The following is a 24171-nucleotide window of genomic DNA, read 5'->3' on the forward strand; positions in this document are numbered from 1 at the left end:
TGATAAAGGGTTGTGGGTCTACTGTGTGAGAGTCTAAAAACTGATGCGCTAAAAACAAAAGTGAAGAAACACAGTACAAGGCGGCGATTCTACTCTTTATCGAAATACGCCTCAAATAAGAATCGCTCAATGACTGGGTACAAAGGTTGTTATTAGATATACAAACCTCAAGAGTTGCGCTTGATGTTTATAAATTGATGAGTGGCCTCTCGTTTTTAATCATAGAAGACAATTTAACAAACCAAGGGTGGTAGCCTTGCCGCCCTCTTATGAAAACTAAGGTAACGTTATGATTCCACTCAACACTTCGATTGTATCCGGTGTCGCTATTTCAGAGATCAACGGACAAATGAAAATGCTATTAATGAAGCGTGTTAAAGGTGAGTTTTGGTGCCACGTCGCAGGCTCGATTGAAGCAGGTGAAACAGGCTGGCAAGCTATCGTGCGCGAGTTTGAAGAAGAGACCCAAATTAAGGTGGAAGCTCTGTATAACGCGCAGTTTCTGGAGCAGTTTTACGAGGCGCATGTAAATGTGATTCAGCTAATCCCTGTGTTTGCAGTGCTATGCTCGCCCAACCAAGCGATTGAACTGAATGATGAACACACCGAGTACCGCTGGTGCAATTTAGAAGAGGCAAAAGCGTTAGCGCCGTTTCCTAATCAACATGCGGTCTACGATCATATCTGGTCGTATTTTGTCGACAAACCAGTAAACCCACTTTACCGAGTGAAATTGAGCTAATACTGGCTGTTTAGATCTAGGACTTACCAAGGTAAGGGGTTAAAAAGGCGCTCACTTGTGCTTGGCATAGCCCTACATCCACTTTCACGCCGTGCGATTCAAGTATCGCCACACCACGACCATTATTGCGAGGGTCTGGGTCTAGCATCGCCACTACTACGTGTTTTATACCTGCTTTAACCAATGTACTTGCGCAAGCGGGTGTTCTGCCAACAAATGAACATGGCTCTAAAGTTACGTAAGCGGTAACGCCTTCCATTTCTCCATCCGTTTCGCAGTCATAGCCATTCAGTGCTTCAACCTCGGCGTGGTTTCCACCGACCTTTTGCGTATATCCAACAGACACCACCTTATCGTTTTTCACCAAAATACAACCCACAGGCGGGTTTGGTTGGCAATCGGGTAGGGCTTGGCGCGAAGCTTTGAGTGCTTGCAGCATGTATTGTTGGTTCATGGTCGTTACTCAGTATGACGAGAGAGCGTAGCAGCTAGTCGCCACGCGCGGTTGATGAGCTGGTTAGTCACTAACTTACTAAGCTAATAAATTATTAAGCGAAGCAAGTGGGGGCATGTTCGATCTGATTGGGCTTTTAGTCAATGGTTTTAGTACAGAGGCAAAGTTTGATTCGACATAGGTTAACCATGCTAACTACGGTGTCATAAGGTAGAGTTGATGTTGTCTACGCAATAGAGCTCAATTATTGAATCACCACGATAATTAATTTAATAGGCTAGCCATAAATTCGCTGACCGGCTCTGACAATAAATCTTGTGGGTGGTCACCGCCAAAGGTAGCTAGCCCGCTTTTTCCTTCGATTATGCCAGACTTAATAATTACTTTTGTTTTAACATCAACAACTGTAATTTTTACGCTTACTTTATCTGGCTTTGCTGACCATTCAGTCGCGCGATCTTCCCAGTGTAATATGGTAGGAAAAATTAAGTAGTCGAACTCATTGCTTTTCGCATATTCAAGGACAAAATTGTAATCAGCTGCTTGGTTAGCGATTGCGACGTTGTTTAGTTTTGTGAATAACTCTGATTGAAGAGCTTTACTCACCATTAGTCCTGAGCCTGAATAATAGTGCTTCCCATATTCCCCATTCTTTGAGCGGCCGATTAAAACTGAATCACTTGTTTCAAATTTAGCTGTCGAGTTTACATCCGTAACCTGAAGTTTATGTGTATCAGCACACCCAATGATAACTAAGCTTATAAGTATCAGTAACGCACGTAAAATCGACATAATAGCTACCTTATATGGATGTGAGCTAATATTAACCATAGTTTATATTAAACATATTAATGTATAAAATTTGCGACTAATTAGTACGAGCGACAAAGGACCCTTTGAGACTCAAACAACCAATAGTTAACTTCGGCCAATGAGTTAACCAGTTTTTGGACTGAACTCGTTGATCAAACACGTCTCTGCTGCGATTGGGATTCGGTGTGATCTTTAAATCAAACAAACTCTCTAAACCAAAAGCCGAAATGCACTCGATTTCCCCTGTCGGGCTTTGCTTGACGGCGACTGTGGTTTCTTTCTCTGGCCAGTAACGCATCGCATCCAATGAGCCTTGGTAAGGTTCATCCCCATTTCTGGTGTGCATGTTGGCTTGATTGCGAACTTGCCAATTCAATTCAGGTAAGCGTTGTTTAAGCTGAGCCTCGTATCGAAGATCCGATTCGTAGGAGGTATCAATGGTATCAAAGTAGATCACATCAATATCATTGAGAGGCGTCGGGGAGTCAAAGTCATGCAAGTGATCCCAAACGAGGTTTCTCACAAAGCCCGCAGCAACATAGCACTGCGGCAAATCCAGCTGAGCGACACAGTCTAAAACCTGCATTCGTAAGGGATCTTGCTTGATCAACGTGACGATACTGTTGGCTAGCGGATGTATCATTATGATGTCGGAACATCGGTGACTTGGTAATGACGTGTCACGTTCTTGGAGGTTTCACTCCATTCAGACGTTTTTACTCGCTGTTGGTGCGCTTCGAATGCTTCTCGGCTAGTGAATTCTTCATACACTTCAAAGCGATTAGGTTGAAGCGTGCTCTGACTGACTCGAAACGCAATACAACCAGGTTCTTCCAGTGTCAGTTCTTTGTGTACAACCAAGGCTTGTGTGACGGCTTTTAGGTCGTTGTCTGGCACTAGAATATGCCCTTGCAGAATTACTTTACTCATAATTACGTCCATTTAATTACGCCTATTTAATTTTGTCCATTACGGCTTTTTTCTATCAAAAGCTCTATCCGTTACAAACATAATCCCATTTTGATGTTGTGACGTATAGGCTAATGTGGCGACTATTTGTTCACAGTGAATGTACATTTAGTTACGCTGTAACTTTATGGGTGGGGTGAGTAATAAAAGATAAGATGCTGGAACTAAATCTGTGTTAGTCCGGTATATGAAATACGTATCACTGAACTGTATTGATACTGAAATGAATTTGTCATCTGAGAGAACTAATCTAAATTTCGAACAACGGCTTAAGAGATTGAATTGAGCCATAGTTGATAACTAGGTCATACTTTGATGTAAATGGTACTCGAAACTCTATATATTTTGTGACTTGTATCATTGATCTGGACATCAAACACCGTTAGATTCGAATGGTTGGCAATAAAAATAGCTCATGAAGAGCAGTTAAAGAAAAGGAAATATCCCTTATGAAAAAAATGAGAAGAGCACAGCTTCATCGCGTTCGTATCCAATACTGGAAAGACACGTCAAAAGAAGCATCAAAGAAATAAGCTTTAAATCGTAAAGCTTAAAAGCTTGATAAAATGTAAAACGCTACAAACCGATTTCATTAGCACTCTCAAGGACCTTCATCTGGTCGGCGACTAAAGAAATTACCCCCCAAAGAGCTGGCAGGCATTAACAGTAATGCAATTCAATGTCAGCTCATTAATACCTCCTAGTTTATCTTTACCCGCTCAGCACTCTGAAGCAAAACCAAAACCAACCACCAATCCGTACCTTTGCCTCTATCACGAAAACCGTTGTTAGAATTCAAAGCACCTAACAATAAAACAGCGGCCAATAAAAAAGCTCCCGATTTCTCAGAAGCTTTGATTTAGATTTAGATTTTGATATCTGATTTGGTTACCCGTTGAGGGCTCAGAATAAGTGACTCTATCGTTGGAACAGCGTCTTCAAGCTCACATCGTCCGTTCTATTTAGCTTTAGGCTCAGCAGATAGCCGCCAACACCAATCAGCACATAAATACCCAAAGACAAAACCGGCGCTTCTGCAATCGCACTGAATGGGTTGCTCGCCGTTAGTACCTTTATTGGTAGTGATGCGATGAGAGAGAAGAAGTCATTGATGCCATAGAATCCAAATACGGCGACCGAGAGTAACTTAATCGCATAGCTTGAGATAAAAATGACAAGCAGTGGAGAATTCACTAACTGCGAAATTGCCAGGGTAACGGTTGCTAGTGGCAATAAAACCAGTGCAACTAACATCATTCGCCCAAAGAATACCAACCAATTGCTCAGCACATAAAACAGTGATTGCTGCTCTACTATCAATGCCAATTGTTGTTCGCTTGAGACGTTCAATATCCAGAATAGGAAGTCAGCGAATAGAACTAATAGCGCGCAGATAGCCGGAATAACCACTAGACCGAAGCCTAGCTTAACGCCGTGAGTCATGGCATTGGATACTGGCATACTTCTCCAAAACATCGAGCTTCCTTCTTGGCGCTCTTTACGCAGTGTTTTAGGGATGTAAAGCGTCGAAAGTATGAGTGAAATAAGGCCAGCACCAAAGTAGATCACTGAGTTGAGGTCTTGTGCGAACTCTCTGTGTATGTCGCTTACGTCACCATTCACTTCCATTTGGAAGAAAAACTCATGCTGCGCTGCGCCATTGAAAAACAAACTAACGAACAGCAAGAAACCACATAACGCGATAAATAGAGGTAATCGAGTGTTAATTTTGTGCTCGATCAGTTCTTTTTCTAGCATATAAAAAGTTGGGTGCATTATGCCTTCTCCGTCTGTGTTGCAAGGAATAGGTCTGCGAGACCAACGTTGTAGATGTTACCCAATGATTCAACTTGCGCTTTATATTGGCCTTCCAATAACCACTTAGTGGTTCCTAGCCCAGGCTGTGAGGTCAGAGGATTGAGTTTCTGGATTTCACTTGAGTGGTTGTTTGCGACATCGATAATGAAATAGTCGTTTTCGATGTCTTCCATGCTCTTTTGCAGCACACAGTGGCCTTGTTTTAGAATCAATACATCCGTTAATAGGTGTTCAATCTCTGAAACCTCATGGCTGGCAATGATCATCGCGCGTTCGCCGTCATGGAACCACTCTAGGAGGTGGCGATAAAAAGTATCGCGGTAGAGCAGATCTAGACCTAGCGTTGGCTCATCTAAGATCAACACTTGAGTGTCGGTCGCGATGATGATCGCAAGGTGAAGTTGTACCTTCATTCCTTTAGAAAGCTGCTTGATAGTCGAAGTCAGCTTAATGTTGGTGCTACTTAACGTTTGTTCTGCTTTTTGCTTGTTGAAGCTTGGGTGAACGCCTTGTGTGTATCGAAGCAGTTGCTTTACTGTCATCCACTCAGGCAATACGTTCACATCTGAAATGTACGATAAGTGCAACATGAGTTCTGCATGCTGGTGGATAGGGTGATAGCCGTTAACTTCTATCTCACCTTGATAGCTGTGTCCGCCAAGCAGTGATTTGATCAGAGTCGATTTCCCTGCGCCATTGTGGCCTAGCAGACCAAGCACTTGCCCCGGTTTTAACTCAAAGCTGATGTTCTCGACACCCACTTGATTTGAATAGGTTTTGGTTACGTTTTTCACTGAAAGTAAAGTACTCATGACTTGTCCTTTATATGTTGTTCTAGCTGTTTCACGAGTTCTTCGACACTCATATCAATGATGCCTAGCGTCTCAGCGATGGCTGGGATCTGTGTGTTGATGAATGATTGATGTGCGGACTCTTTCAATTTTTGAAGTGCCCCTTCTGCGACATACATACCTTGGCCGCGTTTTTTCTCTACCAAGCCTTCATCCACCAGTAACTGGTAGCTTTTCATGACAGTAAGGTGGTTGATCTTGAGATCGGCGGCAACCGCACGCACAGAGGGCAGTGCTTGTTGCTCTAACCAAACACCTTGAAGAATTTGGTCACTGATCTTTGCCGCTAGCTGCCTAAAGATCGGTTGGTCGTCTTTCCATTCGGTCATAATTAAAACTGCATGGTGATATACATGTGTATAACACTAAACTTTTTATTCAGATTGGCAAGGTTTTTATAAAAATGAAGAGTATATTTTTATGTTTGAGAGAAATGTATTGGGTTATGAGAACGCTTGAAGCCTACTTCCTTGTGGGCTCTCAAGTCGTTGTATGATCAATGGCAATTAAACAAGAAAAGGGAGGTCATCAATATTTAAATGAGGTGGTAGATAATTACTCCTCCGAGTGACTAGGTCTACTGTACAGATAACCTTGATGTAGGTTGTAGCCTAACTGACATAAGATATATTGCTGCCTGCGCGTCTCGACACCTTCATAAATCATCGTGATGTTTGATAAGCGTCCAATCTCCGATATATTAAGCAATACTCCTTGATGATAATCTCCTGACTCAATGTCTTTAACAAAACAACGATCCAGTTTTAGGTAGGTCGGAGAGATAGCACTAATTATTTCAATGTTGTTGTTACCTGTACCAAAGTCGTCTAGCGCGATGGTGATTCCAAGATCTTTGATCATTTTGATGTTGTCGATGACCTCATAGCCATAGCCAATGTTTGAATACTCTGTTATTTCTACGACAAACTCATTCGCTTCCATCGTGACTAAATGCTCTTTGAGCTTTGTAAAGTTAGATCCCACCAACGCACTCGGGCACACATTGACACCGTAGATATCATGGCTATTGTCTAACTTCGCTTTTTTTACTGTTTCAATGATTAAAATAGTATGAAAGGTCAACAAATTAGTACGTCTCATGGTGTTGATGAAACTCAGAACGCCTACGTTACGCACTCTAGACAATAACTCGTAATATAAAACGCTATTGTCGTCAGTGTTGATTATGGGCTCTTCCTCGAAGGATATGTGTCGCCAACGAAGCAGGTAAATGCCAAAGCCAAGAATATATGAGCGATAAAGTAGCGTGGCGATCACCAGAGAAAAAATGACCCACAGAAGCACAATATCATCACTGTAGAAAGTGATGGTTGCACCGGTTGGAAGTGGGGCTTGATAAATCGGCTGACTGTTTTCGCCTAGGTTTAATATGTAGTGACCATTTTTTTGTATGGAAACTGAATCAACCAAAAGAGGGAGTAATGAGTTCTTATATCTAGCTTCAATAGACCATTTAGAAATACGCGCAATGAGTTCGATGTCCTCTTTGGGGTCTGAGAAGCGTGAATAAGCAAAATCTAGGCTATCGTCAAAGTTTTCAATTTGGTCTAGTTCAACCATTTTTGATTGTGTTTTGGATATGTAGCATGAACCATAAGGCGTTGTCATCAAAACAGAATCCAGGTTAAGTGAGTGCCTCAATGCGTACACTGCAACTTCGCTATCACAGCCATAGTTCATTACTTCCTCTACTATTTGCTTTGCGTTTTTACTGTATTCATCTGCAATTTTCGTTGTATAAAGGATTTGGAAGAAGTAGACAACGAACAAAAAAAATGAAGAAACGGTACAAACGGCTATAAAGCCTCTGATCAACTCTTTTTGGTAAGTGTTGAGCATCAGCTTCAACATCTCGATATGGCTGAGCTTGAATTGGTTGATGTTGTATTTTGGTGTTATACGGTTGGTTGTACTTTTATCTAGGTCGATAAAATAACCAACCTTATAAAGGTTCGAGATAAGTTCACTATTATTGTTAATTTTGGCTTTCTTACACAGATTCCTATACTTTTTTCTTATCGAAGCAATAATGTTCTTTAAAGCGTACAAGCTGAACTCTTCATCGAAGTGTAATTTAAATGACTTTTCAACATCTCTAGCAGATTGAGGGTTTGATATCGATGAATGCTCAATAAGATATTTAAAAACAAAACTTTCTTTACTATTAAGACTTTCCTCTGATATCTTATTACTGTTCCTTTTTATGTATATTTTTTCTTCATTATAAATTAATTGCAAGCTCTCATAGTTATTGTTTATATTGAAAGAACAATGCATAGCTTAACTCCTAAGCGATAGTTATTATATTTACGTGATTGATATGTGATGCTGAGATTTTCATTCAACCTAAGAGTCCTTTCTAAATAACATAACTAAAATGTCACTATTTCTCTCAAGATGTTGATACTAATCGCAGAATTTTGGGGTCAATAACAGGTTATAGAGATGTTCACCCAAAACTTGAATTTATAAATAAAAGTTGATGATTTACAAGGGGTAAAGTGGATTTATCCATTTATTTTGGCATTTATCCATTTATTTTGGCATTTATCCATTTATTTTGGCATTTATCCATTTCTAGGGGCTGGATTTTTACTTTTTGTCTTGTTCTGTAATTTTTGTCATTCCCTCTTTGGAAAGCTAATTTGGCTTTTGGTTTTATATGATTAAATTATTTATATGTCAGATCGCCCGGTTTTTTATGATTATCTCGATATGGTTTATTTATTGTTAATTTTGAGAATATAGTTTTATTTTCTATGTTAATTTGTGTTGCACTTATTTTTACTTCTGTAGTTGGACTGTTTCTATAAGGATGGCTTGATTTTATTTTCATGTCATTTAAGTTTATGTAAATAAAGGAAATAAACTCAAGATTACCCGATTTATAAGAAAGGTAATATCTAGTATCATTTTCCAGGGCATACTATAAGTATGTCTACTTTGGTTGGTTGGATATTGATGATTATATTAAGTTAGCGTTGGGAGTAATTTAAATGGTAATTTCATTACAACCAACCAAAGTATAAATTATCTAGACTTGGGTATGACGTAAAAGTTACGTAAGCGGTATAGTTGATAGCATTTTCGCATCTACCACTTACATAATTATATTGTGCTTGGGGAATTTAATTGCTTTAGTAAGTAACCCCCTTAGAGTCGAGTTATCTACTAGACAAAAATCGCATTTCGACTTCATCGGGTGGGATAGGTTTGCTGAACAGAAATCCCTGTAAATATTGATATCCGCAACTGGTTAAGAAAGCTTTTTGTGTTTCAGTTTCGACCCCTTCCGCAACCACCATAAGCCCCAATTTTTCACAGATAGCATAGGTGGCTTGGACAATCGCTTCGCTCCCTTTATAGGTGCCATGGACGAAGCTTTTATCTAGCTTAACGGTACTAATTGGCAAGTCATGCAACATAGAGAGAGAAGAGTAGCCAGTGCCGAAGTCGTCAAGGTGTAGCTCAACGCCTAACGCTGAAATATCGTCTAATGCTTGTCTGACTTCACCGTGTTTGAAGATCATTGAGGATTCAGTGATCTCAAGGGCGATACTTTTAGGTTGTATGTTGTAGAAGTTGAGCATTGCCGATAGTTGCTCTGCAAAAGTAGTGTGCATCTGAATACACGAGATATTGATGCTCATTACCAATTCATCATCAAATTCTCGGTGCCATATCGACAGTTGCTTAAGTGCAGAGTTAAGGACCCACTTTCCGAGTGGAACAATCTGTCCGGTTTCTTCCGCTAGGCTAATAAATTCATCAGGCTTGATGTTGCCAAGATCTTTATCCGACCATCTTAGTAAGGCTTCAACCCCTTTAACTTTATTGCTATTGGTGTCCATTATCGGTTGGTAATGAAGATTGAGGTCATCACCTTCTAGTGCCAGAGTTAACCTATGGCGTATCTCTACTTGCCGATGCAGAATCTGCGCTAAATTTGGAGTAAAGGTTTGGAAGCGGTTCCGACCATTGGCTTTGGCAACATGCATCGCCATTCCGGCCTGCTTTAACAATGATTCTTTATCCGTGGCATTATCTGGAAAATGAGCAGAACCTATGCTGCAACCTACAGATAAGGTGCCAATTCCTTTTATTTGGAAGCTTTTGTTCAAAGAATCGATAATGCGAGAGCAGAGTAACGGGATATTTTGATTTTTTCGGGCGTGAGCAATCACGATGAACTCATCACCACCAAAGCGACCGATTGTGCATGTTTCGTCGAGGATCTGTTTAAGACGCTTGCCAACTTTTTTGAGTAGTTGGTCACCAACACTATGCCCATAAGTGTCATTCACCAACTTAAAGCCATCAAGGTCCACAAACATCAATTCAAAGGGCGAGCGACAGGCAATACTCGATTCGAGCCTTTTGGTGATCCCGCGGCGGTTGTAGAGCTCAGTGAGACAGTCGTGTTCTGCGTTATATCGAGCTTTAATCAAATTTTCTTTTTGTTTGGTGGTACAGGTTAGGTTTAATAGCAGTTCACTTTTGTCAAACAACCACTTTCCATGAACATCAAAGTGGTGGGTTTTATTTTCAATTTTACAGCTGACTTCCTCCAAAATGTCTCGACCTTTGCGAGCTGAAAATAACCATTGGTCTGCAACTTCTTCGCTTGAAACAAAATCGGATAGGCGACTAAACGGCGAGCCGTAGTTTTTAGAAAAAGCGGAGTTTGCACTCACTACGCTTCCCACTTTGTTGAATAAAAGAGAGAGGTTGGAACCATCAGAGTATGTGAGATCGCGTTTTAAGCTCTCTTCTTCTGCGATGACTTGCGCTAGCATCCCTGTTCGGCCATCGGGTAATGGGATTCCAGAGAAAAGACATAGTGCGCGTTTAGAAATGTATTTTGGGGTGAAGTTCCACCAAGTCTTTACACTTTGATTTCGCTGAAATTGTCTCTGATATTCTTCAAGCGTTGCTTCGATCGCTTTTGACATTTCAACACCAAAATCGCGTGAGGTCAGTTCAAATAGAGATTCAGACTCCCAAAGAGGGAGGGCACTGCTGTTTGCCCAGGTTATTCGCTTATTATCAATGTCATATATCCAGATAGGACACTTTAGATGTTCGAAAGGTTGGTAGCTGGTCATCATAATAAATTCGGGGAACTCATACTTTAATCGATTTATGCAGACAGATGTCGTGCTTTGGCAGTGCGTCTATCAAATTGAACTCTGATCTTTAACAGCCGTGAAGGAGCTATGTGTTAAAGAAAAATCAGGCGCTAAAGATAAATTAGCGACAAAAATAGCGTTTAAAGATTCAGTGAACGGATAATTTTGGTTACTTTTCCTTTCGGGGTGCTTTCAATCGCATAGCCTTTATTGTCCCCAAAAATTTCCCCGTTGATGAAGTTCCAACCTGTTGATGTCTTGACGATTTCTTTCGGGAAGCGATCGTCAAACATTGAATGATTTGTGTATACCGTCTCAATTGCTTCAAATAATAATTGGGCTTGATCTTGGTTAGTGACGATGAAGTCTTCTTTCAGGCACATTGTTAATTCTGGAAGGGGTTGAGTAGTGAAAGGTTCAGTCATCGCGCCGACTACCCCATTATGTGAATAAAAGCGATATGAACCAGAGCTGCTTTCGTTGCCATCTGGAGATTTAATGCTTGGGGTTGTTAGGTAGAAATTACAGTTGAAGACCATCTTTTGGATAATACTAATTTGTGGTGTGACTTGAATATCTATCCAAGAGCTTACTTGCGCTTTGATTTGATTCATCACCTCATGTTTATTAGGAGCAGCGGTGACTCGTGTTGCCAACAAAGCGGTTATGGTCAGTAACATTAAAAGCGATTTATTCATCTTTAAGTGGCCTTGTGACAAAGTGACTTTTGTTTAATCAGTAAGTCACCGTTGTTTATTATTGGAGTGAATGATTAGCCGAATAAATGTTACTTGAAGAAGACTTTACTTGATAGTGGGGAAGATAGCTTGATAATGGAACATGCTATTTGATTGGTTAAGTAATCGTTTTCTTCAATTTTTTAGAATACGATCGCGGTTTTAAAATCTGTCATTTTGTTGATTTGAAGTGTTACTAACTATTGTGTTATTAATGTTTAGCAAGTTTATTTGAATGAGTTTTGTAAATTCTTTTAATGTAAGTGTGCGTAAGAAGGTAAGCAAACGTAAGCATTTAAGCGTTTAGATTTTCCGTTTTTGACGGGAAATTAATCAATAAATGAGCGATTTTGTTGCTGAACGATGGTTTGTAAACGTGTATGTACAAAAGTGATTAATATGTTTTGCGTACGGTAAGTTAGTGACTTCAATAACAATATTGATGATATATGAACAGTATATATACTGCCCTCGCTTTTAATAAATGCTGGTGATAGAAATGTCGAAAACCAAAGTGCTGATTGTCGAAGATGACCAGGCGATAGCGCGTTTAACTACGCTTTACCTCGAAGCTGAAGGCTACAATGTTAGCGTTGTCCATGAAGGGGATTTGGCCATTGAAGCGATCCGCAGTATTGAACCCGATCTCGTTCTGTTGGACTTGATGCTTCCAGGAATGATCGGCGCACAGATTTGCCGACAGGCTCGCGAATTTTATAATGGGATTATCTTAGTATTGACTGCCTCTGCTGATGAAATGAGTGAGGTTAGTTTGTTTAAGTTTGGCGCGGATGACTACGTAGCAAAACCTATTCGTGGTCATGCATTATTGGCACGAATTGAAGCACTATTGCGTCGCGCAGCCCCTGTTGTTGCTGAGCCTGACACGACCGCTGAAACCCCAGGTGAAATTGTGATCAACAGTACAGCTCAAAGTGCCACTCTGTATGGACAGAACCTAAAGCTCACCTCTGCCGAGTTTGAAATTCTAAATCTTCTTGTTAATAACATTTGTCAGGTCGTTACTCGAGATCAATGTTGCCAGCTATTTAGAGGTATTGATTATGCCTTTAACGACCGCTCTATTGATATGCGTGTTTCAGGGTTGCGCCGGAAGCTGCGTATGCATGCAAAAGATAAGCAGTTGATCCGTACGGTTCGTAACAAGGGGTATATGCTGGTTGTATAAGTCTATCGCGGTGAAACTTCGATCTGTTTCTATGTTTACTCGTTTGTACCTTGGAATTGTGGCAGGGATGTCGGCAACGATCTTTTTGTTTTGGAACCTTGGTGAAGGGCACATGCGGCGTACCCAGATCGAAATATTCCTTAATGATGGCATCTACTTTTCTGAGCAGTATGTTCGTCAACACAACCGAGAAAACTCGCTATATAAAGAACTCGACAGAACAGGCTACCAGCAATTTTATATTTTCAATTTACGCCTGTTGGAGAATTGGTCGGGAGAGGCTCCTTGCCAACGATGTGAGTTATTTACCACCTTAAATGGTGTACCGATATACTTAAGTGAAAACGACCTTTATTCGGCAGTATTTCAACTTCCAAATTCTAAGTTCAGCTTTGCGTTCAGTGAGGTAGGTGATTTCTTCTCACCCGAAATTGAGTGGTATGAAGATTCAGAAAGAAACTTTTTTATCGGGCTTTTGTTGGCCGTTATTTTCGCCATCGGTGCAAGTGTTTACTTACCTGTGAGGCATTTCCAAGAAAGAATAGAATTACTGGTTAGGAAGCAGAAGCAGTTTGGAAAGGGGAAGCTGAGTACTCGTTCGGAGTTAGATGAGATACATCCAGTGTCTGAGTTAGCCAATAGTTTTAATATCATGGCTGAGGAGATTGAGAGCAAAGTAAAACAAAGTCATATATTTGCCCAAGCGATTCCACATGAAGTCCGCACACCGCTAAGCCGTATTCAATTGGCGACGGATCTCTTAAGGCGGGAAGCTCCAGAGCATCATCAGGTTTTTTTCGATGATATTGATACCTACATCGGGGATATCAACGACCTCACGTCAGAAATTATCATGCTGTCGAAATTGAATGTCATGGATAATTCTTTCTTCGAGCTTGTTAAAGTGAAAGCTGACCTTCGCGAGTATTGTTTAGATAGAATCCGTTACTCGGAGTTAGACAATGTTATTTTTGAGTCCAAAGTAAAGCTAGAGTGCAAAATTAAGTGTGATTGCTCGATGGCGCGTTTGGTTTTTGATAACGTGATTAAGAACGCTGGGAATTACACACAAGACAAAGTCTGGGTAACTCTGGACGAGAACTCAGAAAATTGGCTGGTTCTGATTGAAGACAATGGCTCTGGGATACCGGAGGACAGTCGTGAAGAAGTATTCCTTCCGTTTTCTCGCTTAGATTCTAGCAGAGCATCAGCAACCGGTGGGTTAGGGTTAGGTCTAGCAATCGCGATTTCAGCGGCTAAAAAGCTTTCTTGGGACATTCGGATCTGCGATAGCAATCGCGGTGGTGCTAAGTTCTGTATCTTAATCCCAAAGATCACGTAAATGATTTTAGTAAGAGACCAATTAGACTCTTAAAAATGAAAGCCACGGTTTAATATCGTGGCTTACTAATTTAATTAACTTACTAATTACCAATTATCATTCACTATCAATTGGCAAAATTTACCAAGTAGAAAATCAAGCTTAGATATTGTTGGCGCTTAAACGATGAAGGCCATAAATAGCATGATCTATGATACGGCCATTTAAGTTCTCGTTACGAGTTATGATACCTTCTAATGTGAAATGTAAGCGCTCACAAACCTTGCGACTACTCTGGTTGCCAGTTGCAGCTGATATCTCCACCTTTTCCATATCTAACTCATTGAAAGCAATATCAATGAGCTTCTCAACTACGCGTGTAACGATCCCGTTACCTTGGTAAGTCTCAGACAACCAATAGCCTATCGTGACTTTCTGTTTGCTGTGGTCAATGGTGTTAAAGCTACAGTTACCGACGATATTGTCTTTGTACACAATCGCACATGTCATGCTTTTGCCTTCCGCGTAATCATGTAGCGAGCGCTGGATGAAGATCCTAAAGTCCTGCTCTGTTTTGCAGTGCGGTGGCCATGCTAACCATTGGCTAAGATACTCATTTTGGCTTTGTGAAATTTCCGCGTAATGAGATGCGAAGTTCTCTTCAACCAGAGCGATGGATAACTCTTCATCGATAACTGTTTTAAACATGTTTTCCCTTTTCTTTTGGCTGATGATTTAAGTGTCTTTTGGTCGGCAGGTTATAATGTCGCACAATTTTTAATATGCAACCACTTGTGGCACGAATTATTCGTGATACGCTAGATCTATCACGAAATACATTAAACCTTATAATAATTGCGGGTATGATCGTTAGTCATGCATTAGTATTAGCAGCCTAAATATATAAAATATATAAAAATACTAGGCTTAAGTAATGAATCAACATTGCCAAGAGGTAACCGTAGACCTAAGAAAGGCTCTATTTGGTATTGCTAAGGCGCTTGATAACGTCGGTTTTGAAAGCAAAAACCATGGACAGAGGGTGGGTTACATCGCGTATCGATGTGCTCTGAGCGTGGGGTGGGAAGAGGAGCAGGCACAGCTCGCATTTTCGTTAGGGCTAATTCACGACTGCGGAGTGTCGCAAATAGACGAGCAACGTCGACTGAATTCGGGGTTTGTTCCCGACTCGACTTATTACCATTGTCAAAAGGGCTACCAAATTTTAAAGGAGTGCCCTGTTCTTTCTATATTTGCTAAGCCAGTTCTTTATCATCATACCCCTTGGTTAGATCTAAAGACTATGAATATCAGTGAATTAGAAAAGGAACTGGCTGCAGTTGTGATGCTTGCTGACAGAGTTGACTATCTATATGGCATAACAGCTTCTGATCGTTATGGGAACCTAACCCCAGACGGTAAAGCGAGCATTATTGGACGTTTGACTGAGCAAGCGGACGAGATGTTCGAAACCAATCTTGTACAGCACATGTGTGAGTTGGTTGATCTGGATGATTTTTGGTTCTCGATGGAGACCCCTTACATCGAGAATATGAGAGATAACTTTGAACCTGTACCCTTTTTCTCTCAGCAAATGTCGCTGGATGAGACAGTCGCCTTTGCCGAGTTTATTGCTAATGTCGTTGATACGAAAAGCTCGTTCACTTTCAAGCACTCGTTGAAGGTAGGGCAACTTTCTGAATATTTAGCTAAACAACTTGGTTATTCTCACACAACGCAGAGAAAGCTCTATTTGGCTGGTTTAGTTCACGATATTGGCAAACTGCAAACCCCTGGTGACATTCTTCATAAGCCAGATTTGCTCACTGACGAAGAATACTGTTGTATTAAACGCCATGCGACAGATACTCGATTCGCGCTGCAGGAGTTGTTTAGTTCGCCTCAGGTGTGTCAGTGGGCTTCCGACCACCATGAAAGGTTAGATGGTTCAGGCTATCCGATGGGTAAAACGGCTGAAGATTTAGATCAACCCAGTAGAATTGTTGCTGTAGTCGATGTATTCCAAGCATTAACCCAGTCTCGCCCTTATCGTAAAGGTATGACACTGGAAGAAACTCTAGCGATATTAACGGACCAAGTTGATAGTTATAAGTTGGATCGAGAAGTGTTTGAATGCCTTAGAAAACACGCAGAGTACTGTTTTGAACTATCGACGGACAAAAGAATGTACGCGTTTTAACTTTGGTCGTTTTTAGGATTCAACTCACCTTTAAATTTAAGGTAAATGGACTATCTACTTTATTCAAACAATGAAAAAGCCGACTGGGTGTTGCGCGAGTCGGCTTTTATTCACTTCTCTTTCTAGTCTTTATCTCTATCTACGCTCGATTAAAAAGCATCATCCACGATATCTTTTAGTCGGTCGTAAGGCACATATCCCGGTAAAACATTTCCGTTCATCATCATGGTTGGAGTGCCGGTTAAACCTAGAGCGCTAAAGGTTTGGTGGTTGGTCATCAGTATGTCGCTTTGCTCCGAAGTTGTGTCCAATTGCGCTTCTGTGCCTGTCTTCTTGGCTACGGCTTCTAGTGAGCTTTTCGAGTGAATACCACTTTTTGCCATCAGCAGTCTGTTGACTTCAGGGAAGGCTGCTGGGTTATCTTTCCATACTTTCATCGCGTATAGAGCTGCATTGGTATCAAGGCCATCTACTTGTTGCTGCTTAAATGACAAGTACACGTTGATCACTTTAATGTCGCTGTTTTCAGAGGCTAATTGAACCAAGCCTTTTTCCAAGCGCTTACAGTAAGGGCAGTTGTAGTCAGTAAAGTTAACGATTACTGATTTGCCATTCGGGTTGCCCGTGATTGGGTGAGCGTCATTGTTATACAACCAATCGTGACTCTCCGCTTGAGCTTTCTTTGCTTGCGCTTGGCCCGCGACATACTGCTCTAAACTGGTATGCAGCCCTGAAATCGTAGAAGGATTCTCCTTCAGGAACTGGTTAATTTCTTCGAGTTGCTGGGTTTGTTCTGTGCTTAACTCAGCGAAGGCACTTGTGCTCATTAGTGAGCCTAAAATCAGTGTGCTAATCAGATGTTTTTTCATGTTGTTTATTCTCTAATTCTTGATAATCGTGAGCGCGTTTTGGGTCGCGCTCACGGTATTATTGTTTGTTAAATTGGCTTTAATCGGTTCATTTGCTCTGCTCTGTTTTTCTTAGTGAGCGAGTTATGCAAAGTAGGTTCTTAACCACAGGCCGATAGGGGAAGTAACGCCGGTTGCGATACTGCTGATCTTTCCATCTTTGATGATGACAATACTTGGCGTGACATTGACTCCCCAACTTCTGCTGATCGATCCAGAGAGATCATTGATAACAGGGAAGTCATACTCTTTGGCGTCTAAGAAGCGCTGAACACGTTCGTCTGGGCCAGATGAAAGTGCGACAGAAACTACTTGATGGGAGTCGCTGAAGCTATTAACCGTCGGGCTCACCAATTTGCACGCGCTACACCAAGTCGCCCAAAAATAGACAATAACGGGCTTACCGCTTTTGCTTAGCTCGATAACATCAATATCCTCACCTTGGATCGACTGACCCACGATTGGAATCGCGTCTCCTTGAGGCATGCTTCTGCTGTGGTAAAAATCCATGGCAAACGAAACCACGCCTACGATCAGTATCATTGAAACGAGTTCCTTTCCCCACTTCTTCAGACGGCTTGGCTTTTTGGTTTCAGCCTTTATAGCGTTATCTTCAGCAGAGCTAGGCTTTTGTTCATTGTTGGGCGTCTTCATCAATTATCTCGCAGCGTCGATGGCTTGAATAACAGTGTCACTGTCTAGAATCACGGGCAATGGAATACCATTTTTGTAGCTCGGGCCATAAACGATATTAAATGGCACACCAAATCGCCCATTACTTTGTAAGTATTGAGTGACACTTTCACTTGGTGTTGTCCAATCGCCTTTCATCAAAACAATGTCTTCTTGTTGCAAGTGGCTGTAGACAGGGTCTTGAAGAATGACGCCAATTTTGTTGGCTTTACAGGTGATACACCATTCAGCAGTCACGTCGACAAAGACTGTTTTTCCTTGCTCGACCAACTGAGGGATTTGTTTCGCATCCAGTTTCTGCCAATCAAGGTTATCGACAATTGGCGTTGCCCAGTTATCAGCAGTAACACTACCGACGATCAATGCAGCACCAAATACCAAGGTTGTGGTTGCCATGATAGGAATCAGTACCTTGCGTCCTAATTTCATGCCAATCCAAATTAACACTGAAACGACGATAAACAATGACAACAAGATGGTTGGGAACTTGCCAACGAATGGGCTCAGCAGGCTTGTTAACCACAGACTGGTGATGAACATCATTAAGCCGAATACCAACTTAACTTTGAACATCCACGCGCCCGGTTTTGGTAGCAATTTAGTTAGGCTTGGGAATAACGCGAAGATCAACCAAGGTGCGCTCATACCAATACCGAGTGCGATAAAGATAGCCCACAACTCTTGGTAACTTGCGCCCAGAGCATAAGCCACTGCAGTTCCTAGGAATGGAGCACTGCAAGGCGTTGCCAATAGTGTCGCAAACATGCCTTGGATGAAGTGACCTGAATGTGAGTCGTCGCCTTTGGTTGCCATCCAAGTGTTCAAGCCTGATGGAAGCCTGAATTCGAATAGACCGAGCAGGTTAACTGAGAACAGTAGGGTAATGATCAGCATGAACCCGATGAACCAAACATTTTGGAACTGGATTCCCCAACCAATCGCATTGCCACCCATTTTCAGAACGGTCATGCTTAGAGCTAGTAGCGAAAACGAAGTGATAACCCCCGCAGCAGACGCTAGGAATGAGAGTCGGATGTGGCGATTTGAAGCACCTTGGTTCTGAATGATGCTGTTTAACTTCATTCCTAATACGGGTAGAACACACGGCATGATGTTGAGGATTAAACCGCCCACTAACGCAAAGCCAAGCATGACTAGAAAGCTGTTGTTGCTTGTTTGGTTAGCTATCGGGTCTGACCCAACTTGCGCGGTCATCTCTTCTGCAAAGTTAGTATCTGAAACGGTAATACTCACTGTGCGATCCGTTAAGTCGACCTCGCCGATCCAGTTACTCACATCGAATACTGCGGTCATTGTATTGTCTGTGATGTGGACGGTTGGTGGAGAGAAGAAGTCATCAAGCACTTCTTGACCATCAATCAATACCATCGGTTTATCCCAGCCTTCCTTACTTGTTAGCTGAGTAACCAGTTGTTGTTTGCTTTTATCCCAGAACAGGCCGTTCACTGAAGTGCGGTTAGCTTCTCGTGGAGATTGGCTCATGCCTTGATTGAACAAGAACATCGCTTCTTCATCGAGCTCTAATGTTTGCGGATCAATCGGCAGTTCGATGTCGTAATCGGTTAATACACAGATATTGGTGCACGACGGAAAGGTGAACGACGCCTTGAACAGTGCTGGCTTCGTGTTGTCTTTCAGTATCAACGTAACGGGAAAGCTGACGTGTTTTTTGTAGCCTAACGTCATCACGTCAAGTTGTTCGTAGTACTTAGGGATCGGCCAATGCCACTCTACCGACTCTATGTTTGTTGAACCAGACCAGTCCCAACTTGGCGGGATACCACCTTCGCCGGGGCTACGCCAATAGGTTTTCCAATCGCCGTCGAGAACGACATCCAGCACGGTTTGAATCTTAGAACCGTCGTCCGATTGTTCACCCGTCGACATCATTCGCATCTTGACTGGTGGATGTTCAGGCACGCTGAGCCAGCCCGTCGTCTGTGCCAAGGCAGTAAATGACGTCATAACCAAAAGGGCAGTGACTAGCGTTTTCGCGCATGTACGCATGCAGAATGCCAACGAATCGACAAACTTAGTTAGTAGTGTGTTGTACACAAATGTATCTCCAAAAAATAAATAAAAGGGTGTAGTAGCCCGGTTATTTACTCTCTAAATATACAGTGCTTTAGATGTAAGCGGTGTTTTGTAGGTCGAGAAGAGCGATGGTTATCTCTAGACAATCTCGATATGTGCGGTGATAGGCTGTACGCAACAGCAATAAACAGGATAAAAGGAATCAGCCAACCTGTTTTAGGTGTCGCGAATGTGAGCATTTTGGAGCTTAGGCTGCACGCGCTAGAGTTTGGCGCTGACAGAGTTTTAGACGCTTCTGAACCAAAAACGCTGGCATAGAGCTCAGACATTTTATCGAAAGGTGCGACGATTGCTTGTGGGTGGCTGGTTTCTGCGCCGACAAGTATTGATTGTCCAGTTAGGGAAGCTGAAGTGGTTACTTTGTTTGCAGACAGCGTACTCGCCAGACAGATTACGATAACCAGTCCGGTAAGGAACAGCGCCCAAAGCGAATGCTTTTGTCGGCGGTTCTGTGTGGATAAGATAAGTAGCGATGTGTTCAGCAAATCAGTCAGTAATTGAATCAGTTAGTTGTTAATAGTTAATAGTTAATAGTTAAAGCGAGCTCATTGAATTACGGTTAGCTTAAATAAGATCTCTTCGAGTCACAAGTCATGAAATTGTTAAAGTGAAACGATGCATAAACGCGATATACCGTAGATACACGATGCATAAACAACAACTCACGCGAATACGACATTGAGTTCTAGATAAAGTTCACAACAACTGGAAGTTATCGCCAATTTATCCTGTATAGAGTGCTCTATTCATTATCAGGAGATACAAAAAAGCCCAACAGATCGCAGATGGACATATTGGGCTTTAACCATTGGTGCTATTGGAAAGATTTAGTGAGAACGGCGAGGACCGTTGCGCACAAGGTCTTTACCATTTTCAAAGATTTCTTTAGTGATCCAGCGAGCGAGTAAAACCTTGTGACTGCTGTTGAATACTGCAACGAAATGACGACCATCAGAATTATTGGTGGCCATACCTACGCCTTCAACGTCTTCAAGACCTAAGCCCCCTGCTTCTACTGAAATTAGGAATTGCTCTAGCTCTTCTAGAGACTCAATAACATCAAGTTCGTTGTTCATTTTTATGCTCTTTTGCTGTGAGCCAACATAGGATTTAAGGCGATTTAGTACATGCACCTAAATGACGATATTGGCTGTTGTTCTTTGTTGGTTGCGTACTCTACAGGTCATAAGAGGGGATTGGAACTCTCAAATATTAGATACAGGCTGATAATTTGCAAAGTTTTAACACAACATACGTTTAAATGCTTGTTATCCATCTTCTTTTTACTACTATTTATAGGGTCAATTTAGACAATAATAGGAATTAGTATGATGAAGGTTTGGCGTTGTCTATTGTTAATGTTGGCGTTTGTCGCATTTGGAAGTTTTGCGCAAAGCGTCGATAAAATAGCAGAAGTACAAGACCAGCTAATGCTGGACCTCGCTACATTAGAAACAGCGCACGATGCTGAAAAGCCGTTTCTAGAAGACATATTGCGAAGAAAGAACCAAGCACTACGCAAAGAGATATCCTCCCAATTATCATCTGCTAAGAAGCAAGGCTTAGACGCTGTTCTTGCCCAGCAAGTAGAGCTTTTACAGCATTTACTGTCATTGAACGAAGTTAAAATTGTCTCTATGAGCAAAGACAACCGTTCGGCTGAAGGGGATGCAAAAAAGCGTCTTGAATTGTTGATTCAAAAACGTATCGGAATGATGGATGACTACTATCAGCAACTTTCTAAGACCTTAAGTTGGTCAAAAGATCGAGGCGTTGATGTATCGGCTGCGGAAAGTCAGTTAAAAACCGCACTAGTTTCTCGTTCGCAATATCTGACAAATGCGATTCTCTACACAGACACGCAGCGTCAAGATTTAGAGCGCCGTTTGTCTTTTGTGAGTGAAGAAGAAAAGGCGACGATAAAAACTGAATTAATACGTTTCAGAGAACGAACCAGCGTTATGGTTGCCAGCTTAGAGAAAAGTATCTCCATGATGGTGCCATTTGGTGTGGATGTCACCTCGTACAAGCGTATTCTATTAGCGACCACCGGCGACATTAACGCTGATGTATTGGATGTTGATGTTGCACTGGAGTTGTTGGATGGTTGGCTTCGTTCATTCAGTTCATGGGCTTTTGAAAATACCCCTTCATTTATCGTTAAACTCGCGCTTTTCCTCGGTATTTTGTATGTAACTCGCCTTATTGCTAATGTGGCTCGTAAAACCGTTCGTAAGAGTGTTTCGCACTCTAAAATGGACTTCAGTGTATTGATGCAGGACTTCTTTGTATCAATTGCATCTAAAGCGGTCGTGTTTGTTGGTTTGCTGATCGCCCTGTCTCAAATAGGGATTGAGCTAGCACCACTATTAACGGGTTTCGGTGTTGCGGGTGTCATCATTGGTTTTGCATTGCAAGATACGCTGTCTAACTTTGCATCGGGCTTGATGATCTTGATCTACCGTCCGTACGATGTTGGCGACATGGTCAAAGTCGCTGGTGTTCAAGGCACTGTAAAAGACATGAGCTTAGTATCGACAACCGTTCAAACCATCGATAACCAACGCTTGGTGATCCCAAACAACAAGATCTGGGGTGACGTGATCAACAACATCACAGCAGAGCGTGTGAGACGTGTTGATATGGTTTTTGGTATCGGTTACTCAGATGATATCGATAAAGCAAAATCGGTATTGAACGACATCATTCTTGCTCACCCTCTAGTGTTGAAAAAACCAGAGCATATGATCAAGCTTCACACCTTGAATACGTCTTCAGTTGATTTTGTTGTAAGACCTTGGGTTAAGACAGATGACTACTGGGAAGTGTATTGGGATGTGACGGAAACCGTGAAGAAACGCTTCGATGAAGAAGGCATCACGATTCCATTCCCTCAACGAGATGTACATGTTTACAATCACGAAGAGAACTAATCCGGAAAAAGGCTAGTACGAGAATAGCTAATACGGAGAGAACTAAGTACGGCTTAAGGTCGATCTCTTCTTAATGTGATATCAAATGGACGCTGAATAAGCGTCCATTTTTATTGGCTGCCAGTTTATACCAATCACAGTAAGTAAGTGATCAGAAATAGCGCAGGAAAAAGGCTTGAGAACAAGGCAGAAATTTTTGATAAGTAGTTATTCTACAATCAAAAGTTCTAACGCCGTTATCGAGCGTTTTAACCAGCTAGGGTGAACAGTTATTTACTACGATTGGTATTATATTGAGCTTCACTCTTTTAGGTAATTCAACCACCTTAGAATTAAGTTATGATGGGGTAGGCTTAGTTTGGACAGTTGAAATCGAATGGATGATTCACAGCAAAAAACGAATGGTAGAAATACAACGGTAAGAAAAGCGACGCGAATCGAAAGCGTCATGAACTCTGCGATGTGGCATTTAACTCAGAGAGATATGACAGAAAGTGAGTTGGTAGCGAAGCTCAAAGTGAAAACCGACAATCAAGAATGGATCGATGAAACGTTGAATACTTTGAAGGGCTTTGGGTATCTCAAGTCTGACCAAGTGTTTGCTGAACAATTCGTAGAACAAGCGTTCTCAGGTGAATTTGGTTCTCGGTATATTGTTGAAAAATTGAAAAAGAAAGGCCTGATGGATTCAGTGATTTCTGATGCTATCCATAAGGTGTCTTTCGAAAAGTCTATTGATGAACAAACTATCTTGATAGACAGAATCAACCATTACTACACAAGCTTTACCATGAGCCGTGAAAAATTGGTTGCGACGCTGCAAAAGCGTGGCTTTAGCTATCAGCAAGTTAAGGTAGCGATTGACCAGCACCCACAAGCGCATGAACTGAAGAGTAATATTCAAATTAAGGCAGAGAAAGCCGATTTGGAAAAAGAAGTGCTTAAGTATGCTCGTAAAGGCAAAGGCTTGACTGCTATTCAGCAAGAGCTTAGACAGCGACAAATAGACACGAGCGAACTGCCACAATTGGTCGATCGGTTAATTAACGAAGAGCAACTGGATTTTTACTCTTCGTGTTTAGAACAGTTGCAGAAGAAGTCTTATGACCTCAACGATCATAAAGAACGCTCTAAGGCTTACGCGATGCTAAGTCGAAAAGGCTTTTCGTCGGATGAAATTAAATTTGCTCTGAGTGAAGGTAACGAGTAGCCAGTGTCCTTAAACCAAGAAATATAGAGCTTTCATAAATACAGACCCTTCAGATATAAATAGCTGAA

General features: G+C 41.7%; 22 protein-coding genes. 6 read left to right on the top strand and 16 right to left on the bottom strand.

The window, feature by feature from the left end; translation table 11 throughout:
- Positions 1 to 289: 289 nt before the first annotated feature.
- Entirely contained in the window at positions 290 to 742 is a 453-nt protein-coding gene (locus ACED59_RS14435) for an NUDIX pyrophosphatase (RefSeq protein WP_029223766.1), read from the top strand.
- A gap of 16 nt (positions 743 to 758) precedes the next feature.
- Here the strand turns inward: ACED59_RS14435 and ACED59_RS14440 are convergent, their stop codons facing one another.
- From ACED59_RS14440 to ACED59_RS14485, 10 genes are all read right to left on the bottom strand, one after another.
- On the bottom strand, positions 759 to 1196 hold the full coding sequence (locus ACED59_RS14440; protein ID WP_017096644.1) for a bifunctional diaminohydroxyphosphoribosylaminopyrimidine deaminase/5-amino-6-(5-phosphoribosylamino)uracil reductase RibD: 438 nt from the start codon (positions 1194 to 1196) through the stop codon (positions 759 to 761).
- Positions 1197 to 1460: 264 nt separating this feature from the next.
- Complete coding sequence (locus ACED59_RS14445) at positions 1461 to 1988, bottom strand: DUF4823 domain-containing protein (protein WP_009844743.1); 528 nt, start codon at positions 1986 to 1988, stop codon at positions 1461 to 1463.
- Positions 1989 to 2064: 76 nt separating this feature from the next.
- The gene (locus ACED59_RS14450; RefSeq protein ID WP_029223767.1) at positions 2065 to 2652 is read right to left on the bottom strand and encodes a nucleotidyltransferase family protein; all 588 of its coding nucleotides are present in this window, start codon (positions 2650 to 2652) and stop codon (positions 2065 to 2067) included.
- Positions 2652 to 2939 (bottom strand): putative quinol monooxygenase, encoded by a 288-nt coding sequence (locus tag ACED59_RS14455; RefSeq protein ID WP_029223768.1) that lies wholly within the window; start codon positions 2937 to 2939, stop codon positions 2652 to 2654. The genes ACED59_RS14450 and ACED59_RS14455 overlap by 1 nt, the downstream gene beginning before the upstream one ends.
- A 957-nt stretch (positions 2940 to 3896) precedes the next feature.
- Positions 3897 to 4754 carry a hypothetical protein gene (locus ACED59_RS14460; RefSeq protein WP_017096647.1) on the bottom strand — a complete coding sequence of 286 codons (858 nt, stop codon included), beginning with the start codon at positions 4752 to 4754 and terminating at the stop codon, positions 3897 to 3899.
- Entirely contained in the window at positions 4754 to 5608 is an 855-nt protein-coding gene (locus ACED59_RS14465; RefSeq protein ID WP_012601024.1) for an ABC transporter ATP-binding protein, read from the bottom strand. The genes ACED59_RS14460 and ACED59_RS14465 overlap by 1 nt, the downstream gene beginning before the upstream one ends.
- Positions 5605 to 5976, bottom strand: a complete 372-nt coding sequence (locus ACED59_RS14470) for a GntR family transcriptional regulator (RefSeq protein WP_012601023.1) — start codon at positions 5974 to 5976, stop codon at positions 5605 to 5607. Before ACED59_RS14470 ends, ACED59_RS14465 begins: the two co-directional genes overlap by 4 nt.
- Positions 5977 to 6202: 226 nt before the next feature.
- Positions 6203 to 7945 (bottom strand): EAL domain-containing protein, encoded by a 1743-nt coding sequence (locus ACED59_RS14475; protein ID WP_017096648.1) that lies wholly within the window; start codon positions 7943 to 7945, stop codon positions 6203 to 6205.
- Between the two features lie 887 nt (positions 7946 to 8832).
- A complete protein-coding gene (locus ACED59_RS14480; RefSeq protein WP_102582529.1) occupies positions 8833 to 10776 on the bottom strand; it encodes a bifunctional diguanylate cyclase/phosphodiesterase in 1944 nt (647 codons plus the stop codon).
- A 161-nt stretch (positions 10777 to 10937) separates the two neighbouring features.
- Positions 10938 to 11495 carry a hypothetical protein gene (locus ACED59_RS14485; protein ID WP_017096649.1) on the bottom strand — a complete coding sequence of 186 codons (558 nt, stop codon included), beginning with the start codon at positions 11493 to 11495 and terminating at the stop codon, positions 10938 to 10940.
- Positions 11496 to 12033: 538 nt separating this feature from the next.
- Between ACED59_RS14485 and ACED59_RS14490 the strand changes: the two genes are divergently transcribed.
- Positions 12034 to 12723 (top strand): response regulator transcription factor, encoded by a 690-nt coding sequence (locus ACED59_RS14490; RefSeq protein WP_371705017.1) that lies wholly within the window; start codon positions 12034 to 12036, stop codon positions 12721 to 12723.
- Complete coding sequence (locus tag ACED59_RS14495; protein WP_017096651.1) at positions 12716 to 14065, top strand: HAMP domain-containing sensor histidine kinase; 1350 nt, start codon at positions 12716 to 12718, stop codon at positions 14063 to 14065. The genes ACED59_RS14490 and ACED59_RS14495 overlap by 8 nt, the downstream gene beginning before the upstream one ends.
- Before the next feature lie 141 nt (positions 14066 to 14206).
- Here ACED59_RS14495 and ACED59_RS14500 read toward each other — a convergent pair whose 3' ends face one another.
- Positions 14207 to 14752 (bottom strand): GNAT family N-acetyltransferase, encoded by a 546-nt coding sequence (locus ACED59_RS14500; protein WP_017096652.1) that lies wholly within the window; start codon positions 14750 to 14752, stop codon positions 14207 to 14209.
- A 226-nt stretch (positions 14753 to 14978) separates the two neighbouring features.
- On the opposite strand from ACED59_RS14500, the gene ACED59_RS14505 reads away from it, so the two are divergent.
- Positions 14979 to 16244 (top strand): HD-GYP domain-containing protein, encoded by a 1266-nt coding sequence (locus tag ACED59_RS14505; protein ID WP_009844755.1) that lies wholly within the window; start codon positions 14979 to 14981, stop codon positions 16242 to 16244.
- A 149-nt stretch (positions 16245 to 16393) separates the two neighbouring features.
- Here ACED59_RS14505 and ACED59_RS14510 read toward each other — a convergent pair whose 3' ends face one another.
- The 5 genes from ACED59_RS14510 to ACED59_RS14530 all read right to left on the bottom strand — a co-directional run bounded on the left by ACED59_RS14510 (position 16394) and on the right by ACED59_RS14530 (position 21036).
- Positions 16394 to 17113, bottom strand: a complete 720-nt coding sequence (locus tag ACED59_RS14510; protein ID WP_017096654.1) for a DsbA family protein — start codon at positions 17111 to 17113, stop codon at positions 16394 to 16396.
- Positions 17114 to 17236: 123 nt separating this feature from the next.
- Positions 17237 to 17806, bottom strand: a complete 570-nt coding sequence (locus ACED59_RS14515) for a protein disulfide oxidoreductase (protein ID WP_017096655.1) — start codon at positions 17804 to 17806, stop codon at positions 17237 to 17239.
- Positions 17807 to 17809: 3 nt separating this feature from the next.
- Complete coding sequence (locus ACED59_RS14520; protein WP_032499583.1) at positions 17810 to 19873, bottom strand: protein-disulfide reductase DsbD; 2064 nt, start codon at positions 19871 to 19873, stop codon at positions 17810 to 17812.
- 95 nt (positions 19874 to 19968) lie between these two features.
- A complete protein-coding gene (locus ACED59_RS14525; RefSeq protein WP_158008831.1) occupies positions 19969 to 20445 on the bottom strand; it encodes a hypothetical protein in 477 nt (158 codons plus the stop codon).
- 342 nt (positions 20446 to 20787) lie between these two features.
- A complete protein-coding gene (locus tag ACED59_RS14530) occupies positions 20788 to 21036 on the bottom strand; it encodes a hypothetical protein (protein ID WP_009844760.1) in 249 nt (82 codons plus the stop codon).
- Positions 21037 to 21288: 252 nt separating this feature from the next.
- On the opposite strand from ACED59_RS14530, the gene ACED59_RS14535 reads away from it, so the two are divergent.
- Together ACED59_RS14535 and ACED59_RS14540 are read left to right on the top strand one after the other, a co-directional pair.
- Positions 21289 to 22893, top strand: a complete 1605-nt coding sequence (locus ACED59_RS14535) for a mechanosensitive ion channel family protein (protein ID WP_371705016.1) — start codon at positions 21289 to 21291, stop codon at positions 22891 to 22893.
- Positions 22894 to 23269: 376 nt separating this feature from the next.
- A complete protein-coding gene (locus tag ACED59_RS14540; RefSeq protein WP_017098578.1) occupies positions 23270 to 24103 on the top strand; it encodes a RecX family transcriptional regulator in 834 nt (277 codons plus the stop codon).
- Positions 24104 to 24171: the final 68 nt, after the last annotated feature.

Source organism: Vibrio sp. FF266, from assembly GCF_041439695.1.
In the GTDB taxonomy this organism is placed as follows: domain Bacteria; phylum Pseudomonadota; class Gammaproteobacteria; order Enterobacterales; family Vibrionaceae; genus Vibrio; species Vibrio tasmaniensis_A.

Coding starts and splice junctions, on each gene's coding strand:
- ACED59_RS14480 (WP_102582529.1), bottom strand. CDS start 10,776: ATGATGACCAGCTACCAACCTTTCGAACATCTAAAGTGTCCTATCTGG.
- ACED59_RS14530 (WP_009844760.1), bottom strand. CDS start 21,036: ATGAACAACGAACTTGATGTTATTGAGTCTCTAGAAGAGCTAGAGCAA.
- ACED59_RS14505 (WP_009844755.1), top strand. CDS start 14,979: ATGAATCAACATTGCCAAGAGGTAACCGTAGACCTAAGAAAGGCTCTA.
- ACED59_RS14435 (WP_029223766.1), top strand. CDS start 290: ATGATTCCACTCAACACTTCGATTGTATCCGGTGTCGCTATTTCAGAG.
- ACED59_RS14465 (WP_012601024.1), bottom strand. CDS start 5,608: ATGAGTACTTTACTTTCAGTGAAAAACGTAACCAAAACCTATTCAAAT.
- ACED59_RS14470 (WP_012601023.1), bottom strand. CDS start 5,976: ATGACCGAATGGAAAGACGACCAACCGATCTTTAGGCAGCTAGCGGCA.
- ACED59_RS14490 (WP_371705017.1), top strand. CDS start 12,034: ATGTCGAAAACCAAAGTGCTGATTGTCGAAGATGACCAGGCGATAGCG.
- ACED59_RS14475 (WP_017096648.1), bottom strand. CDS start 7,945: ATGCATTGTTCTTTCAATATAAACAATAACTATGAGAGCTTGCAATTA.
- ACED59_RS14445 (WP_009844743.1), bottom strand. CDS start 1,988: ATGTCGATTTTACGTGCGTTACTGATACTTATAAGCTTAGTTATCATT.
- ACED59_RS14515 (WP_017096655.1), bottom strand. CDS start 17,806: ATGAAGACGCCCAACAATGAACAAAAGCCTAGCTCTGCTGAAGATAAC.
- ACED59_RS14540 (WP_017098578.1), top strand. CDS start 23,270: ATGGATGATTCACAGCAAAAAACGAATGGTAGAAATACAACGGTAAGA.
- ACED59_RS14455 (WP_029223768.1), bottom strand. CDS start 2,939: ATGAGTAAAGTAATTCTGCAAGGGCATATTCTAGTGCCAGACAACGAC.
- ACED59_RS14485 (WP_017096649.1), bottom strand. CDS start 11,495: ATGAATAAATCGCTTTTAATGTTACTGACCATAACCGCTTTGTTGGCA.
- ACED59_RS14510 (WP_017096654.1), bottom strand. CDS start 17,113: ATGAAAAAACATCTGATTAGCACACTGATTTTAGGCTCACTAATGAGC.
- ACED59_RS14535 (WP_371705016.1), top strand. CDS start 21,289: ATGATGAAGGTTTGGCGTTGTCTATTGTTAATGTTGGCGTTTGTCGCA.
- ACED59_RS14440 (WP_017096644.1), bottom strand. CDS start 1,196: ATGAACCAACAATACATGCTGCAAGCACTCAAAGCTTCGCGCCAAGCC.
- ACED59_RS14450 (WP_029223767.1), bottom strand. CDS start 2,652: ATGATACATCCGCTAGCCAACAGTATCGTCACGTTGATCAAGCAAGAT.
- ACED59_RS14520 (WP_032499583.1), bottom strand. CDS start 19,873: ATGCGTACATGCGCGAAAACGCTAGTCACTGCCCTTTTGGTTATGACG.
- ACED59_RS14500 (WP_017096652.1), bottom strand. CDS start 14,752: ATGTTTAAAACAGTTATCGATGAAGAGTTATCCATCGCTCTGGTTGAA.
- ACED59_RS14460 (WP_017096647.1), bottom strand. CDS start 4,754: ATGCACCCAACTTTTTATATGCTAGAAAAAGAACTGATCGAGCACAAA.